Source organism: Candidatus Chlorohelix allophototropha, assembly GCF_030389965.1.
Lineage (GTDB): Bacteria > Chloroflexota > Chloroflexia > Chloroheliales > Chloroheliaceae > Chlorohelix > Chlorohelix allophototropha.
Window position 1 is genome coordinate 889,603 of the sequence record NZ_CP128400.1, and the last position, 17,861, is coordinate 907,463.

Genomic DNA, 17,861 nt, shown 5'->3' on the forward strand with positions numbered 1-17,861 from the left:
AATAGCGCTTTTCTCAACCGCCCTTTTGTTTGAGAGCTTGCGCAGCTACCGAAGATATTTCTCGTTTGTACCCTTGTTGATCCAAGAGTTTTGCAACCAGTCCTGTCCAGCCAGTTTGGTGGCTTGCGCCGATTCCTGCGCCGTTATCTCCATGAAAATATTCATGGAAAAGTATATTATCGCGCCAAAGCGGATCACGCTGGAATAGCTCGATACCACCGTTAAAAGGTCGCTTTCCATTAGCATCGCGCAAAAACAGCCGGATAAGCCGATTTGATAGTTCATCCGCTACTTGATCTAAATTCATCATATTGCCTGAGCCAGTAGGGCATTCCACCTTGAAATCATCACCATAATAGTGGTAAAAACGCTGAAGCGCTTCGATTAACAGGTAATTTATCGGAAACCAAATAGGTCCGCGCCAATTGGAATTTCCTCCAAACAGCTCTGTATGAGACTCTGCCGGTTCGTAGCGCACCGTGTATGTATCTCCATTGACATGAAGCATGTAAGGGTTTTGCTCATGATATTTGCTGAGTGAGCGTATTCCGAATTCCCCCAGAAACTCATTAGAATCAAGCATACGTCTGAGCAAACGCTTCATACGATGACCACGAACTAGCGCAAGCAAACGACGCTCGCCCGCACCCGGTTCGTACCAACGCGATACCAACCGCGCCAAATCGGGACGATTATCCAAATACCATTCCAACCTGAACTTAAAACCGGGCATCTTTTCCAGCATTTCGGGTTCGATAGTTTCTACTGCCAGCAACGGAATCAAGCCCACTAACGAACGCACTTTCAAACGCTGGTACGAGCCATCGGGTAGATGCAACGCATCATAGAAAAACTCATCTTCTCGATCCCACAATGAAATACCACTCCCGCCCAAATCGTTTAAAGCAGAAGCAATTGAGAGAAAATGCTCGAAAAACTTGGTGGCAATGTTTTCATAAACAGGATTCTCCTGTGCTAACTCCAGCGCAATTCGCATCATATTAAGGCTGTACATACCCATCCAACTTGTGCCATCGCTTTGTTCTAGAGTGCCTCCGGTTGGTAGGGGTGCGCTGCGATCAAAAACTCCGATGTTATCCAACCCCAAAAAGCCGCCCGAAAAGATATTGTTACCTTCCGAGTCCTTGCGGTTCACCCACCACGTAAAGTTCATTAACAGCTTATGGAAGATAGTTTCAAGGAAAGCGCGATCAGTTTTACCCGTCAGGCGCTTTTCCATCTTGTATATACGCCACGCTGCCCAAGCAAACACAGGCGGGTTTACATCCCCAAAAGCCCATTCATAAGCGGGTAGCGCTCCGTTGGGGTGTTGATACCACTCACGCATCAATAAATCAAGTTGGCTTTTGGCAAAACCCGAATCCACCAACGCAAGAGGCAAACAATGAAAGCCTAAATCCCAAGCGGCGTACCACGGATATTCCCACTTGTCGGGCATGGACATGACCCGCTCATTGAAAAGATGTTTCCAATCCATATTGCGCCCATGCAGACGTTCCGAAGGAGGAGGGGGCTGTCCGGGATCGCCCTCTAGCCATTCCTCTACAACATAGTGGTAAAATTGCTTACTCCAGAGCATCCCCGCCAACGCTTGCCTTTGCACCAATTTTTCATCCTCGCTGAGTGCAGTTGGTTGAATGGCGGAATAAAATTCTTTGGCTTCTTGCTTTCGCTTTTTGAAAATTTCGTCAAAATCGGTAAAAGGCGACAAAGTAGGGGCAACATGTATTTCGTCAGAGTGATGTTGCACCTGACTAAGACGCAATCGGATAGAGTAAGTTTCACCGGGCGCAAGATTTTTCTGGTAAAGTGCGGCGGCTTTAGTACCCTGTCGCGCCGGATTAACTGCCAGCCTGTTGTTGGCTATCACAAATTCATTGATACCATCTTTGGCAAAAAAATTGGCGTTCTGAATCCCATATAACTTTTGAGTGTTAGTTTCATTATGGGTAAAAAGTAGCTGTTGTGCGCCTTCGCAATAGAGTTCATAATCACCCAAAATATGGTGAACCGCGTAAACCGAAAGCAGGTTGCCCTCACGCTCATTGCTAAGACCTACCTCATGCGCGCTCATATTAGGGCGACGTTCGTCGCGTCCCCACGACCACGTATTGCGAAACCAGAGCGTAGGCAACAACCAGAGCTGCGCAGATTCAGAACCCCGATTTGTGGCGCTAATCCGAATAAGAATATCGGTGGGAGTAGCTTTGGCGTATTCGATATTCACGTCAAAATAACGATTTTCAGCGAAAATACCCGTATCCAGCAGTTCATATTCAAAATCAGCGCGGCTTCGCTTTCGGTTCTCCTCTACCAATTGTGTGTATGGGAAAGCGGCTTGCGGGTACTTATAGAACATCCTCATATAGCTGTGGGTGGGGGTGTTATCCAAGTAGTAGTAATACTCCTTTACATCCTCCCCATGATTGCCTTCGTTTCCGGTCAAGCCGAAAAACCGCTCTTTGAGAATAGAATCCTTGCCGTTCCAGAGCGCCAACGCAAAGCAGATTCGCTGCTTGTCATCACTAATGCCACCGATACCGTCCTCGCTCCAACGATAGGCGCGCGAACGGGCATGGTCGTGCGGGAAATATTCCCACGCCGCACCGTTTGGGCTGTAATCCTCTCGCACTGTCGCCCACGCCCGTTCGCTGACATAAGGACCAAACAATTCCCAGTGTTCTTTGCCACTCTCGTTAAGCTGTACCCGTTCCTGTTCAGGGTTCATAGCGCTCCTATTGCTCGTATCTAGTACATTCGCATGGAACAGTAAAAAAGGGGGTTCTTTCAGTTAACCTTAACAGTTTACTTGAAGCTATTATATATCCGAGTTGATATTTCCTGCCAGAAAGTGGAGTTATGGGTATTATCGCGGGGGATGGAAATAATGCCGGGGTCATCACTGTGCTGGTAAATCCAACGCGAAATAATATTAATCTCATCAACGGCTTCTTGACCGATTACTCGCCCACCCTTTTTGCCCCAACCGGGTTGTGAGGCTGCCAAGCGCGCTTCCCACTCTTCCAGATCAAGCCAAGTCTGTTGAAGTTTTGCGGCGGTCTGTTGTGGTGAGTCGGTGCGACTCAACTTTAACTGTTTACCAAGTCTACCGGAAAAGATGCATAAAATCTCCAGACAATTTTCGGTAGAGGAGGGCAGGCAAAGTAAGGCGTGGTTGCCTTCCACCGCTCTTGCCAGATACTTCTGGCTGGCAATTACCTGTTGGGTTTGCGCCAACGCATCCCGCATAGCGGCGGCTTTCTCAAAATCGCGCTCGGCTACAGCCCGATTGATTCTTTTCCAAATAACATCTAGCACTGCCTCTTTTTCACCGCTCAGGAAATTAACTACCTCATCAATCACTTTGAGATATTCTTCATGCTCGTGGTCTGAATGATTACCTACACACGGACCGGGGCAACGGTTGGTATAAAGGCGCATACAGGCAGGGCGCGGCTGCCGACGTTTTGCCAGATACTCAGTCTCAAAGTTGCGGGTGCAATCACGCACCGTAAACATTTGCTCAATAACCCGGATGGTAGTATCAACGGCACGACGGCTCTGAAAAGGTCCAAAATAACGCGCCCCATCATCGAGAATCTCACGACAAGATTGCACACGCGGGAATCGCTGCGATAGGTCGATTTTAATAAAGGGATAAGATTCATAATTGCGCAACTGGCTATTGTAACGCGGCTTGTATTTCTTGATAAGACGCGATTCAAGCAATAAGGCTTCTAATTCACTACCCGTCACAATATGGTCGATGCGCTTGATAGCTTCCACCAGCCCATCCATTTTACGGGTATAACCTAAAGGTTCACTGTAGTAACTGCTAACGCGAGCATATAGGTTCTTGGCTTTACCAACGTATATTACCCCATCATCTAGGTCTTTCATGAGGTAAACGCCGGGCTTATCAGGCAAATCCCTGATTAATTCACGCGATAGCACATCGCGAGCGTGAGCGGTGGCGCGATTGGTTAGGCTACTGGCATCCTCATAAGGTTGCTTCCAATGTGGGCGTGTTACCTTGATTCGATCCGGTCTTTCCTCCAGCATTTCCGACTCAAACAGCGAAGGGACTTCTTTTTTTGGAGGCGTTTCTGGCATAGAAATTTCCGCTTGCCTGACTCGCCCGGTGCGTAAATCATCCAAAGTTTCAAAGCCATTCAGAGCGGCAATCTCTAGCAGCTTCATAAAAGCCTCGGCGGTAGTAGTCGCGTCACCAAAAGCGCGATGGCGGTTCTTGATGTTGACTCCCGTCATTTCCGCTAGGCGATCAAGGTTGGGACGGCGTATTCCGGGAAACAGACGCAAAGACAGACTAATGGTGTCGATTGCTTCGTTGACCAACGCCGGGCGATGGAGTAGCCCCAACTCATAATTCAGGAAGCGTAGGTCAAACAAAACATTATGTCCCACAACAATCGCATTGCCGAGAAATTCCATAAAATTATTGGCGACTCCCGCAAAAGTCGGGGCAGATGCAGTCATCTGGTTATTGATTCCGGTTAGGGTGGTGATGAAGCCGGGAATACGCCGCTGAGGGTTTATCAAGCTCTGGAAAGTATCTACCTGTTGCCCATTCCGTAATTTAACGGCAGCGACCTCAATCATACGGCAACGATGAGGGTGTAATCCGGTAGTTTCGGTGTCGATTACCACATATTCAAGGCGTTGGAGTGGTTGGGTAGTATCTGTATGGCTGCGCAATACCCACTCTCCGCCGGGTAAGTGCTGGAAGCGTTCGGGGTCATTTAAAACTTTCCCCAGAATCCCGCTCCATAATTCCAACGACTTGGTAGTGCCCCTTACTCCGAATACGCCCTGAATCAACGCCGCCTCAGAGGCACGCCCTTCATGTTTTTCCAGAAAGAGATAAGCACGGCGGGTTAGTTCCGCGTATCCTTCAGGTGAATTTGTATCGGTAGTTTGGGACATATGGTTTTTGCACGTTTCTAATAAAACAGAAAACGAATGTTCTTGTGAATTATAGCATAAAAATAAAAACTGGCGCCAGACTTTTCAGACTGACGCCAGATGTGACTTGCTGTCGTAGAAACTGGTATGTTCTAGATTATTCCGCGCCTACACCAGTGCTGGTGCGGAAGTACATCTCGGCGAACTTCGCTTCAGCCGCAGTTTCGCGGGTGAACAGTGCGCCTAAGAAAGCGCCCAAGAAACCCAACGGGATGCTGATAATACCGGGATTCTCTAGCGGGAAGATGGCATCCTTAAAGTTAACCACACCATCCTTGGCGGCAAAACCGTCAGGACCGATGAGGATAAGGATAATCGAGGAAGCCAGACCCACAATGATACCGGTTACTGCGCCTACAGTGTTGAAGCGCTTCCAGAAGAGGCTGTAAACCACTACCGGCAAGTTAGCAGAAGCCGCGACGGCGAAAGCCAAACCGACCAAGTAAGCCACGTTAGCGGTCTTCATGAAGATGGCGAGACCGATTGAGATAGCGCCTACAATGAAGGCAGTGATACGAGCTACGGTAACTTGCTCTTTCTCAGTACCTTGACCATTGCGAATGATGTTCTGCCAGAAGTCGTGGGCAATAGCACTGGAAGCGGAGATGGTCAAACCTGCAACCACCGCGAGAATGGTAGCGAACGCCACTGCCGAGATCAGAGCAAAGAAGATAGTGCCGCCTACCGCTTGTGCCAACAGAGGAGCGCTCATGTTCGAGCCACCGTTAGCAGTAATGAGCGGGTCGGTTACCAGCATTGCCGAGCCGAAGCCCAAGAAGGTGGTCATCATATAGAAGAAGCCAATGATGAGCATCGCCCAGATTACCGACACACGAGCGGCGCGAGCGGTAGGCACAGTGTAGAACCGAACTAGGATGTGCGGCAATCCAGCAGTACCGAAGATGAGCGCCAGACCCAGAGAAATCAGGTCGAGCTTGCCATATACGTTGTTAGCCGGGTCGTCTTTGTACTTGTAGCCGGGCTTGCTGAAGTCAACTGTAGTTCCGGCGTTAGTGTTCGCATCATATTTGTTCTTCAGAGGTGTAGCAAGCGCAGTAACAAAAGTTGTTGTTACTTTAGTAGCCTTTACGGTATCTGCGCCTACGGTAATGTCTTTGTTGAGGGCAGGAGCAGCGGTCAGGGCTAAAGCGGCAACACCAGCTTTGGCATTCGCAGCGACGGTAAATTCTTTGTCAGCCTGCGTCACTTTAGTATCTTTGGCGACATCGGCGGTCAGTTTCTTATCCAAAGCCAGATTGTACTTGTTAGTTACACCAGTAACACCAACAGTTTCCTGATCCTTGGTAACACCACCAACAGTAACATTATTGAACTTCCCGCTGGCATCCTTGGAAGGAACCACGCTAAGTTCAATCGTGCTATCACCGGCGTTGGCTGCCGCAACGATAGCACCGGTGCGGATACGGGTAATCTCATCGAAGAAATTGCCGATATTGAAATTGAAGTTTGCCAGCACGATAATGCTCAAAACAATAGTACCAGCCATTAGTAGCAGCGCTTTGATAATCTGTACCCAAGTGGTGGCGAGCATACCGCCAAACACCACATACACAATCATCAAAATACCTACTATGACTACTGCCGTTTCAAAGTCCCAGCCAAATAGCAATTTGACCAGTGTACCGGCACCCACCATTTGCGCAATCATATAGAAAGTGCTAACGGTAATGGTGGAGAAAGCGGCAGCAGCGCGTACCGGCTTGGCTTTCAAACGGTAAGCTAGAATGTCCGCCATCGTGTACTTGCCACCGTTGCGGAGCGGTTCAGCCACTACCAACAACACAGTCAGGTAAGCTACTAACCAACCTACCGAATACATAAACCCATCGAAGCCGGAGAAGGCAATGATACCAGCGATACCGAGGAAGGAAGCGGCGCTCATGTAGTCGCCTGCTACCGCCACGCCGTTCTGCCACGCACTGATTTTGCGACCTGCGGCGTAGAACTCAGCAGCCGACTTGGTGCGGCGTGAAGCCCAGAAAGTAATACCGAGAGTTATCAACACGAAAGTCAAGAAGATCACAATCGCCGGTGTTTTGTCAGAATCAAGTTTGGTAAATAACTGGAAAGTGGCGCTACTGCCTCTCATTATTTGTTCTCCTTCCGGACGGGGCGACCGGCTTTTTCGTCGCTGTGCTTAACACTGGCTATAATCTTTGTGATCAACTTGTCAAATACATTGGTGGAAACCCGCAGATAAGCAAAAGCGATAGCCCAAGCCAAAATGAATTGGGAAAGCGCCATTACATACGCTAGGTTAATTGAACCGATAACATCGGTTTCCATCAAGCTTGGGAAGTAATTGATAAGCACCAACATCCCGAAGTAATAAACGATGAAGATGATCATCGCCGGGATAATGAAGTTGCGGCGAGCGCGGGTGAGTTTTTTGAAGTCCTCTCCTTGTTCAATCTCCTCGTACATGTGGGCTTTTGTAAGCAATTCCTCGCTTACATCATCCGAACCCTTTCCGGGTTTGTGTGTAACATTCGCCATTGATGTTCCCTCCTCATATGGCAACACTAACGGGGGGCATAATAACCCCACCAATGCTGAGCAGGCGCGAAAACTTGACCTACTTCGACACAGGTCAATTCACACACCAAAATAAGTTGTATAATTTTTCCAAAGTAATTTGGGTAAAGTACACTATGTATATGACTATAAGATACATGATATTATTTGGCAATACAACAAAATGGGGGTGAGATGTAAAAACGGGGCTGTTTCTTGCATTGTTCACACTTCAAATAATGTTTTTGCATTTCGGCGACGAAAATATGCATTTCAGCGTTCATATTTTCACTTTCAGGGGTAGACATTGCTATTTAGTATGAGTTAGAATATCACAACAATGCGTATTACATTCTTAGGAACCAGTTCGGGGACACCTACCCGTACCAGAAACGTTACCAGCATCGCGTTACAGTTACCACAACGTGCGGGTTTGTGGTTATTTGATTGCGGCGAAGGTACCCAACACCAATTCTTGCTTTCCAACTTAAGGCTTTCCCAGTTGGACAAGATATTTTTTACTCATCTTCACGGTGACCATCTTTTTGGGCTAGTGGGCTTGTTGGCGAGCCGTTCTCTACGCGGGGGGGAAATCCCGGCAGTAACCCTTTACGGACCTTCCGGATTGAAGGAATACGTAGAAAGTACCCTGCATTATAGCTATACACATCTGGGACATGATATTGAGATACAAACGGTTAAACCGGGTATTATATTTGAGGATAAAGAATTCATTATATCGTGCCTACCGCTAAAACACCGTGTAGAAAGCTATGGTTTCGCTATTACGGAACGAGAGCAAACCGGACGCTTTTTGGTAGAAAAAGCGCGTGAGCTTGGCATCACTCCCGGTCCGCTCTATGGGAAACTCAAAAATGGCGAATTAGTGACACTACCCGATGGTAGGATTATTGATGGCAAGGAGTTGGTTGGTTCACCACGCCGAGGGCGCAAGATAGTTTATTGCAGCGACACCATTTATTGCCAGAATGCTATTGAGTTAGCGCGAGGGGCAGATGTACTTATTCATGAGGCCACTTATACCGCTATAGACGAAGAATTAGCGGTGCGTGGTCAACACTCAACCGCATTGATGGCAGCAAAAGTCGCCAGAGAAGCTGGTGTCAAAACGCTTATTATTACTCACTTCAGCCCACGTTACGAAGCAGATGAAGGCAACGGCTTGAATGTAATGTTACAAGAAGCGCGCTCGATATTTCCTGATACCTTTATGGCAGAGGATTTTTGGAGTTATGAGGTAATAAGACCTAATATATAGAAAAATTTCTTAGGGGCAGCTTGCTATTAAGTGCAAAATTATAATCGTTGTTTGCCGCATTCTAATTGAAAAAATCTGATACCAACCCCCTTTACGGTTTTTATTTACATGGTATTATATTTATTAATAAGAATTTCAATGGTCAAACCTGATTGATACATTATTTGCATTTTAATGTATATGGGAACAGGTTTAATAAAAGGGAGAGAATTTATGGCAATGCAAATGGAGAGGGCAATGGCTGATGACGAGGAAGACGATTTTATAACGCTTCGTAAGGCAACCTCTGCGGATTATCATGCTATTCGAGAAGTAGCAACACTATCCCGGCTTCAATCTTTCAAGCATTATATGACGGAAGAAGAAGTACACGACGAGGTTGATATTTATTACAGAGATGCAGTTCTTAACGAAATCATCAACAACCCTGCCAATGCGATTTTTCTAGCAGAGCGTGGTACCCATCTGCTTGGCTATCTGAGCGTGCTTCCAAAAGATCGTCGTGGACATCCACGCCTTCTCCAATTCTATGTACGTCCCGATGTCCAACGACAGGGCGTAGGTGAGTTGCTTTATGAAAAAGCGCTCAACTTCCTGCACGAAGCAGGGATTAACGAAATGTACATCTCCACTATGGAGGAAAATGTCATCGGGCGTCGCTTCTATGAAAAGAAAGGCGCGAAATTGATCCAAGAGTACGACTCGATCTGGGATGGCAAAGTACATACTATCGTGGTTTATCTGGTCAAACTATTAGCCCATAAATAGTTTCGAACTTTTCGAGGGTCGTCTTTTAAAAGGCGACCCTTTTTTTATTTCCTCTGTGCAGGACGGTTGCAAGTTCGGAGAGGGGGTGTAGGTGGAACGCCTACCGAGGTATCGTATTGAACTCACCCTCTCTCTTCCTCTCCAGCGGAAGCAGCAGGTTATTGCCCTAAAAACGTTTCTTGCAACAACCCTGTTCCTCCATGCCAATTGATTGATGCCATGATGTGAATATATGTTAAAATTGAGCATATGAGCTATCATGAACCTTATAGAGTATAAGACATGCATTTTTAATAGCGGGAGGTAATTTATAACAATGAGTAGTTATAACCTTGACAAAGTGAGTCGAATTAAAGAGCAGAGAAGGCGTTGGGAAGATACCACTCTTAAGAAAACCATTGAGCGTGTACCAGAGCGTGCCTCGGAAGAAGGAGTTGAATTTACTACTATTAGCGGCATGAAAGTTAACCGCCTTTACACTCCCGCCGATGCTGAAGGTTTGGATTATGAACGCGATCTCGGCATGCCGGGTGAATATCCATTTACTCGTGGCGTGCATGCCAATATGTATCGCGCTAAAAACTGGACAATGCGTCAGTTTGCCGGATTTGGCACTGCCGAAGAAACCAACAAACGTTTTAAATATTTGCTGGAACACGGCGAAACCGGATTGAGCATCGCCTATGACTTTCCCACCCTGTACGGGCGCGATAGCGATGACCCTTTGAGCGAAGGCGAAATGGGCAAATGTGGTGTGGCAATGAACAGCCTTGAAGATATGGAAATATTGTTGGATGGTATTCCGCTCGACCAAGTTACCACCAGCATGACCATAAACGGTCCCGCCCCTGTGGTCTGGGCGATGTACATTGCGGCGGCTGAAAAGAAGGGTTACCCCCGCCGCATATTGGGTGGCACTACCCAGAACGATATTCTCAAAGAGTATATTGCCCAAAATACCTACATTTACCCGCCCGCGCCGAGCCTCAAACTGGTTGTAGATACGATGGAGTTTGGCTCGAAAGAAATGCCACGTTGGAATACCATCAGCATTAGCGGTTACCATATCCGTGAAGCGGGTAGCACTGCTCTACAGGAACTCGCTTTTACCCTTATAGATGGACTTACCTACGTGGAAGAGGGTATCAAACGCGGGCTGGATGTGGATGATTTTGCGCCACGCCTCAGCTTTTTCTTTAACTGCCATAACGACTTCTTCGAGGAAATTGCCAAGTTCAGGGCAGCACGTCGCATCTGGGCGCGCGAATTACGCAACAACTATGGAGCAAAACAGGCACGTAGCTGGTTATTGCGCTTCCATACCCAAACCGCAGGGTGCAGCCTTACTGCCTCACAACCTGAGAATAACATTGTGCGTACCGCTATTCAAGGGCTAGCAGCGGTTTTAGGTGGCACTCAGTCGCTGCACACCAACTCTATGGATGAGGCGCTTGCCTTACCGAGCGATAAAGCAGTCAAAATCGCCTTGCGTACTCAGCAAATTATCGCCCACGAATCGGGCGTTACTACCAGCGTTGACCCGTTGGGCGGTAGCTATTTGGTCGAAGCCCTCACCAACGAAATGGAAAAGGGTTTCTACGAATACAAGCACAGAATCGATGCAATGGGCGGGATGCTGGCAGCGATTAATCACGGTTTTCCTCAGAAAGAAATCGTGGATGCCAGTTGCCGCTTCCAAGCTGAGATTGACAGCAAAAAGCGCATTTTCGTAGGGGTAAACGACTACGTAGATAATGCGCCGCCGGAAATCCCCTTCCTGCAAATAGACCCTGATGGCTATCGCCGCCAATGCGAGCGATTGGCACGTCTTCGTATGGAACGCGACAATGAGAAAACCAGCAGTGCCCTTGAAACGATTCGCCAAAAAGCAATCGAAAACAAGGAAAATATGATGCCCTACCTGATCGATGCTTGCAACGCTTACGCCACCCTTGGTGAAATAACCGGGGTGTTGCGCAAGGTTTACGGGGAGCATAAAGACCCTAGCATCGTTTAATTTTCAGCAGTAAATAGCCCCTGATCTATTGCAGGTCAGGGGTATTTTTTATAGCTTGCCTTAATTTTAGCTTAGCCTGCTCGGTGAAAGAAAACAATATAAACGATGGTAAGTATCTGGAGAAAGGTGTTGGCAGCAAGAAAAATCTGCACAACAAGTAAGCCGTAATCATCGCCGGAAACATTCAGGAGTCGAAAGGAATCGGGCGATTGAGGGAGATATTTTACCTGTGCCACCGCACCAACCGGAAGTTGTATAGAACTATTTTTATCTACAATTGCTTCTCGCTCGTAGGTTTGGGAAGCGCCATTTTTCACAGGTACAGTAAAACGATAAGTTATATGAAATCTGTTGGCTTTACCCCTCTCAGGTTCGTTTTTAATTACAAGCGCTTGGGTCTGCACCCCTTTTTTATCAATTTCATCCAGTGTGGTGGCTATATTAAAGTAAAATATTAGCAGCACTATAGTTATCAGGAAAGTAACCCCTAAAACCACGTAACCCTGAATTAGATTTTGCCGGGTAGATAATTTAGGGTATTTCTTGCGCCACCACATCTGCTATTTTCCTTGTATTAGGTTGAATTGGTTGCTGCAATATTGATTACGTAAAATTCGGTTTTAGAGTTGCAAATTTAAAAAAAAGGCATTAGATTTTAGATTTGGTACGCTTATTGGATAAATTCTGCCTTCTGATATTTGAAATGAGATATAAAATCAGGATGGATTTATTATAGGCTAACCAATTTGTACTAATCCATTGGCAGGTAATAATAATCTAAATTGGCAAAAAATCATCCTATCTGCATCTAAATTGAAGCATATAAAACTTTCGGTAAAGAGATAAATATGTCATACTAAGTTCGGTTATTTCAATGAACTTAATTTAGTAAAGAGAAAATTATGCGAAACCTATTGAACCGGAAAAATAATAATGCGTCTCTTTTAACTTTACCGGGTGAAGAGCGCATATTCCGGTGGCGCGATCATGTTGTGGTGTACTCAATTCTAGGGGAGGGCGCACCCTTACTAATGCTGCACGGGATTAATGCCGCCGCGTGGGGGTTCGAATACCGCCGCAACTATCAGGAATTTGCAAAGCATTACCGGGTTTATGTACCTGACCTTCCCGGTTATGGACGTTCTGAGCGCAAACCCATTGATTATACTGCCGAACTCTATATCGATTTCGCGCGGGATTTCGCCAGCCATATTTTGGAAGTAGAAGGTGAAGCCCCCGCCGTAGTGGTTACCAGCCTGAGCGCAGCACATGTTATCAGTGCAGCGGCACGTGACCCACAGCTATTCGGTCCGTTGGTACTTATTAGCCCAACCGGACTAGAACGATTGGACTTCCCACCTTCCGCCGGCGCAAAGCGAGCGCATCGCTGGCTGTACGGCACCTTGGGAAGCGTGGTTTTTGCATTATTGACCACCCGCTTATCTACCAAAATATTTCTTGGACGAGATAGCTATTTTGATAAAACCGGCATTGATAAAGAGTTAATTGAAGGCTACTACGCTACCGGGCATCGCCCGAATGCCAAATATGCGCCAGTATGTTTTATTACCTTTTATTTGAATCACTCTGTAAGAGGCGAGTGGGAAAAAATAGCGCAACCAACCTTGATTGTATGGGGACGCGAAGCCAAAATCACCCCCTTTAAGGACTCTGAGCTATTCCTGAAATTGCGCCCCCAAACCGAATTGGCAATGATCAAACAGGCGCGCCTATCATCCAATGATGAACGCGGCGAGGAGTTTAATCGGATTGTGCTAGATTGGCTTTCACGTCACTACAACGGCAAAAAAGAAGCGGCAGTCAGTACGTACCCCGGCATGGTAAAATAAGCAGGAACTTGGATATTAATTTACTGTGGAAAGAGGGGAAAATGATAAATTTAAAGGACGTGGTGCTGGTTATTGGGGCAAGTGGGGAAACCGGTAGCCGCGTCGTTAAAGCGTTACGGGCAAAGAATATCCCGGTAAGGGCGTTGGTACGCACCTCTGAAAAAGGGGAAGTGTTGCAAATGCCCGGTGTGGAGGTGCAAGTAACAAACCTGACCGATCCCGCTGCCCTCCAAAGCGCCCTTGAGGGCATAAAATATATTATCACTGCTACCGGAGCGCGTAATTTCCGCGAACCGGCAGAAACCGAAGCGATTGAAGTTACCTATATAAATCTATTGGCAAGCGCCATCAAAACAGCCGGAATAGAACATATCGTGATGTGTACGTCACTCGGTACTGACAACCCGGAACGATTCCCACCTTTAGCGCCGGTGTTACGCTTAAAAAACAAAGCCGAAGAAACCATAATTGGCTGTGGCGTTCCATACACCATAGTGCGTCCCGGCGGTTTGGTAAATGAACCGGGCGGAACGGGTGTATTAATTCGCTCGAAGTTGGAAATATCCGGTCGCATCTCGCGAGAGGATGTGGCGGAAGTGATGGTACAGGCGATTTTGCAACCGGAAGCACGCAACAAGGTAGTAGAGATTATCAACCAAATGGGCGAAACGCCCGCCAATAGCCCCGACCTGTTTAAAGGAATTGCTTAAGACCCGTTTAAATCCGATACTGGCGGTGTTGGTTATCCTCGCCGCCACCTTACGCCTGATCAACGGTCCGCGCCCTTACGATGATGCTTTTATCACCTTCCGCTACGTGGAAAACATCACTAACGGTATTGGCTTCGTTTATAACGCAGGCGAGTATGTGTTAGGCACTACTACGCCACTTTACACTCTGCTGTTGGCATTATTGCACTTTCCCCTTAAAAGCGATCTGGGCTGGATAGCGCTTCTTATTAATACTGTGGCAGATTGCGCCAGTATAATTTTGCTGTATCAGCTTGGCAGAAAATTTATCGGGGGGAAAGCGCCGGGTTTCGTATATGCCGCACCCCTGCTATTTGCCGTTTCGGTATTCAGTACCAACTGGTGCATCGGTGGAATGGAAACCTCGCTTTTCTCGTGCCTACTACTACTCTCCTTCTATCTTGCGGTAACCCGACAAACTGTATGGGGCGCGTTTTCCGCTGCTCTAGCTACGCTTTGTCGCCCTGAAGGAATTTTGATTGCGGGGTTAGTGCTGGTGGCAGCGTGGGTTATCCGGCGCGGTATACCATGGCGCGAATTTCTGGTAATGACAGCTACGGGCGCACCATGGGCGTTGTTTGCCACCCTCTATTTTGGCAGCCCCATTCCACATTCGATTACCGCTAAAGGCGACAAAGTTTATATTTTCGCCGAAACCGGGTTGGCGCGTTTCAAGCAATTCAGTCTGATTGCGTGGGATAATCCAATCGGGCAAATCATCACTACAATGAAGTTGCCTGATGGCAAAAAAATATTCGTGCTTGGGTTGGTAGTAACAATAATATTCCTTGCGCTGGCTTTGGCGGGAATATGGCGCATTTGGAAAGCAGACCGAGTAGCGGGAGCTATGGCGCTGGCGTTCCCGCTTTTGCTGAACGGAGCGTATGTGCTAGCTACTTACCGCGATGTGTTGATATTTGACTGGTATCTAGTTCCACTCGTTTCATGGTATCTCTTACTCACTACTAGCGGACTTTACCAGTGGAGTAACTGGGGCATCGGTTGGGCTTCGCGTTGGTTCAAGCCAAGAGCGAAATATAGCCGCCTTTTGCTGGCAGGGCTGGCATTGTATCTGGCAGTGAGCCTCGTTAATCAGATGCAGGCTTACGATTGGGGGCGTACCCGCATGAAATCGCCTGAATATTACCGGGAGGCGGCGCAAATAATCTCATCACGCCTCCGACCAACCGATACCATCATCGCGCCTGAAATCGGCATGCTAGGCTACTATGCCAACGCCCGTATTTTCGACTCGGTGGGGTTGATTTCGCCCGGCGCTTTGAAATACTATCCTGTCCCCCCCAACGAATTAGCCAGCAATAACGCCATCCCGACCCGCATGGTAAACGAGCTAAAACCTGAATATGTTATCAGCCTAGAGCTATTCGTGCGTAACAGCCTCAACCTATCACCGCAATTCAAGGAAAATTACACCCTGCTCCAAAAAATACCCACCAACACTTACGGTAGCGATGGACTTTTGATTTATATCCGCAAAGATTTGCTCTGAATTAAATTTCGTCAAATGAAAGGCTCAGATATTACGTTGAAGCAACCATCCACTAACAGATACAGACCACGCGCTCGCAAATATCGATCGCCTTATCAGGAAGATCTCCTTATCTCAATGGCGCTGACACTGGTATTAGCAGTAGCTTTTGCTCAATTTTTAAGGTTCCCACTATATTTAGCGTTTATGATCGGGTTGAATATTGTAACCTTTGGTTGTTACGGTTACGACAAATATCAGGCAATACACAAAGCTTGGCGTGTACCCGAATTTGTTTTGCATTTTTTAGCGATAATCGGCGGCGCGTTGGGGGGTATTACAGGTCAGTGGTTCTTTAACCATAAAACTCGCAAACAGAACTTCCATATTGTACTGTGGTCAAGTTTTATGGTACATATTGCAATACTGGTTCTCTTATCTCGTTATCTTCTCACCTACTATATTGATTTGCTCGCATTTATTAAACGCTGATATAAATACACTCCCGGTTGTTGGGGTGGGAGTGTAATTTTCGTGCGGGATTAAATTTACTCTACCGGCAAATCCTCACGCTCGTTCCATTCATTCCAGCTACCGTCATAATTGGTCAATTTATGAAAGCCAATAATAGAGAGGCTGAATAGAACGGAAGTTGCCGCTACCCCACCGTTACAATAAGCCACGATTTGATTTTCAGGCTTTAACCCGGCTTTCTCGGCTATTTCTCGAATCTCAGCATCGCTTTTAAATGTGCCGCTGGCGCTATCTATCAATTCTTCGCGAGGAAGGCTGATTGCGCCCGGAATATGCCCACCGCGCCTGCCACGCCGGATTTTACCGCTATATTGCCCTGTATCGCGGGCATCCACCAGTGTAATCCCCGGTTCGCCGATCATAGCGTTTACCTGCTCTGCCGCTGCTCTCAGTTCAGGATGCAAGCGAGGGGTAAAGAGCGCAAATTTATGGTAGGGCAAAAGAGCATTGGTAGGATTTCCTTCCTTCACCCATTTGTTCCAACCGCCATCTAGCACCCGCACATCATGGTGTCCGTAATAGCGCAGCACCCACCACATCCGGGTAGCAAATTGCATAGCCGGATGGGCATCATAAACTATAACGGTATGCGCATCCCCGATACCGACATCGCCCAAGACATGTGCGATTTGCTGCGCCCCTGCGACTTGCACCGGAACGGGGTCATTCAGATCGACTATATCCTTAGTCCAATCCAGATAAACAGCACCGGGAAGATGTGAAGTCTCGTATTCTTCCCGCGCTCCGATATAGCGGGCTTCCTGAGTGCCATCTTCAGCAGTTACTGCAAGCACATAGCCACGCATATCAATTATTCTGAGTGACGGGTCATTTAGATGTACGGATAACCAGTCGGTGCTTACCAGATGCTCTTGGCGCATATCTAAAAATCTATCCTTTCATGACAAGTAAAACGGCAAAGCGGTTTAATAATTGACACTATTTCCGATTAATCGGCTCATTCTTCTTTTCGTCACTTCCGACTGAGGTTGGAGTAGCAGGTGTTGCGATTGCTTCCTGCTTGGCTTCCTTCCCGCCCTGCCGTATATAAGTAATAACCAGAGCGAAAACGAACAATGCCACCATAAACAGCAAGAAAATGCTAAAAATACGATCTTCGGGTTGAGGCAAAGCATTAATCTCAAATTCATATTTTTGCTTGCCGGGAGAAGCATCTATATTCATACTTACCAGAAATTTGCCTTCAGCAGCAAGCGAATCAGCTACTTCATAATTGCCGGGGTCACTCTCGGTTGCCACCAACACATTGCTGATGAGCAACTTTTTAGGGTTATTTTCGGTGCCGGGACCGGATATTTGCTTAAATTGTACCGTAAAATTAGCATTCCGAACCGGGTACTCCTGATCAACGCCGCCTTTTTGGGCAAGTCGAATGGTGAGCTTGATATTGCCCACTGAAATCGGATTTGGCGAAGCCCAGATAGATAAATGGTATGGTCCGGCTATTTCATCTTTTATCAAGTAACCCGGCGCAGCTTGAGCGGTTTTTTCACCTGCAAAGGAAAGCAAAAATACGGTTAGCCCTAATAACGCCAGCGCAAAAGTTAACCGACGTACCCTAATAGCCATAGGGGATACTCCTTAGTGTTAAAGTTTCAGCGTACACTGATGAAAT

General features: G+C 47.1%; 14 protein-coding genes. 7 read left to right on the plus strand and 7 right to left on the minus strand.

Features of this window, described 5'->3' with window-relative positions:
- Window positions 1-13 precede the first annotated feature (13 nt).
- The 4 genes from OZ401_RS16490 to OZ401_RS16505 all read right to left on the minus strand — a co-directional run bounded on the left by OZ401_RS16490 (window position 14) and on the right by OZ401_RS16505 (window position 7,521).
- Complete coding sequence (locus tag OZ401_RS16490) at window positions 14-2,749, minus strand: MGH1-like glycoside hydrolase domain-containing protein (RefSeq protein WP_341471539.1); 2,736 nt, start codon at window positions 2,747-2,749, stop codon at window positions 14-16.
- Window positions 2,750-2,826: 77 nt separating this feature from the next.
- Complete coding sequence (locus OZ401_RS16495) at window positions 2,827-4,965, minus strand: exonuclease domain-containing protein (RefSeq protein WP_341471540.1); 2,139 nt, start codon at window positions 4,963-4,965, stop codon at window positions 2,827-2,829.
- Between the two features lie 136 nt (window positions 4,966-5,101).
- Window positions 5,102-7,114, minus strand: a complete 2,013-nt coding sequence (locus OZ401_RS16500) for a solute symporter family protein (RefSeq protein WP_341471541.1) — start codon at window positions 7,112-7,114, stop codon at window positions 5,102-5,104.
- Window positions 7,114-7,521 (minus strand): DUF485 domain-containing protein, encoded by a 408-nt coding sequence (locus tag OZ401_RS16505; protein ID WP_341471542.1) that lies wholly within the window; start codon window positions 7,519-7,521, stop codon window positions 7,114-7,116. The genes OZ401_RS16500 and OZ401_RS16505 overlap by 1 nt, the downstream gene beginning before the upstream one ends.
- Window positions 7,522-7,879: 358 nt before the next feature.
- Between OZ401_RS16505 and rnz the strand changes: the two genes are divergently transcribed.
- From rnz to OZ401_RS16520, 3 genes are all read left to right on the plus strand, one after another.
- On the plus strand, window positions 7,880-8,818 hold the full coding sequence (gene rnz / locus OZ401_RS16510; RefSeq protein ID WP_341471543.1) for a ribonuclease Z: 939 nt from the start codon (window positions 7,880-7,882) through the stop codon (window positions 8,816-8,818).
- Between the two features lie 213 nt (window positions 8,819-9,031).
- Entirely contained in the window at window positions 9,032-9,586 is a 555-nt protein-coding gene (locus tag OZ401_RS16515; protein WP_341471544.1) for a GNAT family N-acetyltransferase, read from the plus strand.
- A gap of 316 nt (window positions 9,587-9,902) precedes the next feature.
- On the plus strand, window positions 9,903-11,603 hold the full coding sequence (locus OZ401_RS16520; RefSeq protein ID WP_341471545.1) for an acyl-CoA mutase large subunit family protein: 1,701 nt from the start codon (window positions 9,903-9,905) through the stop codon (window positions 11,601-11,603).
- Between the two features lie 71 nt (window positions 11,604-11,674).
- Here the strand turns inward: OZ401_RS16520 and OZ401_RS16525 are convergent, their stop codons facing one another.
- The gene (locus tag OZ401_RS16525; RefSeq protein WP_341471546.1) at window positions 11,675-12,160 is read right to left on the minus strand and encodes a DUF3592 domain-containing protein; all 486 of its coding nucleotides are present in this window, start codon (window positions 12,158-12,160) and stop codon (window positions 11,675-11,677) included.
- Between the two features lie 345 nt (window positions 12,161-12,505).
- On the opposite strand from OZ401_RS16525, the gene OZ401_RS16530 reads away from it, so the two are divergent.
- From OZ401_RS16530 to OZ401_RS16545, 4 genes are all read left to right on the plus strand, one after another.
- Window positions 12,506-13,453 (plus strand): alpha/beta fold hydrolase, encoded by a 948-nt coding sequence (locus OZ401_RS16530; RefSeq protein WP_341471547.1) that lies wholly within the window; start codon window positions 12,506-12,508, stop codon window positions 13,451-13,453.
- 41 nt (window positions 13,454-13,494) lie between these two features.
- Window positions 13,495-14,163 carry an SDR family oxidoreductase gene (locus tag OZ401_RS16535; RefSeq protein ID WP_341471548.1) on the plus strand — a complete coding sequence of 223 codons (669 nt, stop codon included), beginning with the start codon at window positions 13,495-13,497 and terminating at the stop codon, window positions 14,161-14,163.
- Entirely contained in the window at window positions 14,156-15,712 is a 1,557-nt protein-coding gene (locus OZ401_RS16540) for a hypothetical protein (RefSeq protein WP_341471549.1), read from the plus strand. Before OZ401_RS16535 ends, OZ401_RS16540 begins: the two co-directional genes overlap by 8 nt.
- Before the next feature lie 117 nt (window positions 15,713-15,829).
- Entirely contained in the window at window positions 15,830-16,183 is a 354-nt protein-coding gene (locus OZ401_RS16545; RefSeq protein ID WP_341471550.1) for a DUF1294 domain-containing protein, read from the plus strand.
- Between the two features lie 56 nt (window positions 16,184-16,239).
- Here OZ401_RS16545 and OZ401_RS16550 read toward each other — a convergent pair whose 3' ends face one another.
- Window positions 16,240-17,106: a sulfurtransferase gene (locus tag OZ401_RS16550; protein ID WP_341471551.1), complete on the minus strand. Its 867-nt coding sequence runs from the start codon at window positions 17,104-17,106 to the stop codon at window positions 16,240-16,242.
- A 58-nt stretch (window positions 17,107-17,164) separates the two neighbouring features.
- The gene (locus tag OZ401_RS16555; RefSeq protein WP_341471552.1) at window positions 17,165-17,815 is read right to left on the minus strand and encodes a hypothetical protein; all 651 of its coding nucleotides are present in this window, start codon (window positions 17,813-17,815) and stop codon (window positions 17,165-17,167) included.
- Window positions 17,816-17,861: the final 46 nt, after the last annotated feature.

What these genes read in the sequence shown, in the direction of transcription:
- OZ401_RS16490 (WP_341471539.1), bottom strand. Translation starts at nt 2,749, where the DNA reads ATGAACCCTGAACAGGAACGGGTACAGCTTAACGAGAGTGGCAAAGAA.
- OZ401_RS16495 (WP_341471540.1), bottom strand. Translation starts at nt 4,965, where the DNA reads ATGTCCCAAACTACCGATACAAATTCACCTGAAGGATACGCGGAACTA.
- OZ401_RS16500 (WP_341471541.1), bottom strand. Translation starts at nt 7,114, where the DNA reads ATGAGAGGCAGTAGCGCCACTTTCCAGTTATTTACCAAACTTGATTCT.
- OZ401_RS16505 (WP_341471542.1), bottom strand. Translation starts at nt 7,521, where the DNA reads ATGGCGAATGTTACACACAAACCCGGAAAGGGTTCGGATGATGTAAGC.
- rnz (WP_341471543.1), top strand. Translation starts at nt 7,880, where the DNA reads ATGCGTATTACATTCTTAGGAACCAGTTCGGGGACACCTACCCGTACC.
- OZ401_RS16515 (WP_341471544.1), top strand. Translation starts at nt 9,032, where the DNA reads ATGGCAATGCAAATGGAGAGGGCAATGGCTGATGACGAGGAAGACGAT.
- OZ401_RS16520 (WP_341471545.1), top strand. Translation starts at nt 9,903, where the DNA reads ATGAGTAGTTATAACCTTGACAAAGTGAGTCGAATTAAAGAGCAGAGA.
- OZ401_RS16525 (WP_341471546.1), bottom strand. Translation starts at nt 12,160, where the DNA reads ATGTGGTGGCGCAAGAAATACCCTAAATTATCTACCCGGCAAAATCTA.
- OZ401_RS16530 (WP_341471547.1), top strand. Translation starts at nt 12,506, where the DNA reads ATGCGAAACCTATTGAACCGGAAAAATAATAATGCGTCTCTTTTAACT.
- OZ401_RS16535 (WP_341471548.1), top strand. Translation starts at nt 13,495, where the DNA reads ATGATAAATTTAAAGGACGTGGTGCTGGTTATTGGGGCAAGTGGGGAA.
- OZ401_RS16545 (WP_341471550.1), top strand. Translation starts at nt 15,830, where the DNA reads ATGGCGCTGACACTGGTATTAGCAGTAGCTTTTGCTCAATTTTTAAGG.
- OZ401_RS16550 (WP_341471551.1), bottom strand. Translation starts at nt 17,106, where the DNA reads ATGCGCCAAGAGCATCTGGTAAGCACCGACTGGTTATCCGTACATCTA.
- OZ401_RS16555 (WP_341471552.1), bottom strand. Translation starts at nt 17,815, where the DNA reads ATGGCTATTAGGGTACGTCGGTTAACTTTTGCGCTGGCGTTATTAGGG.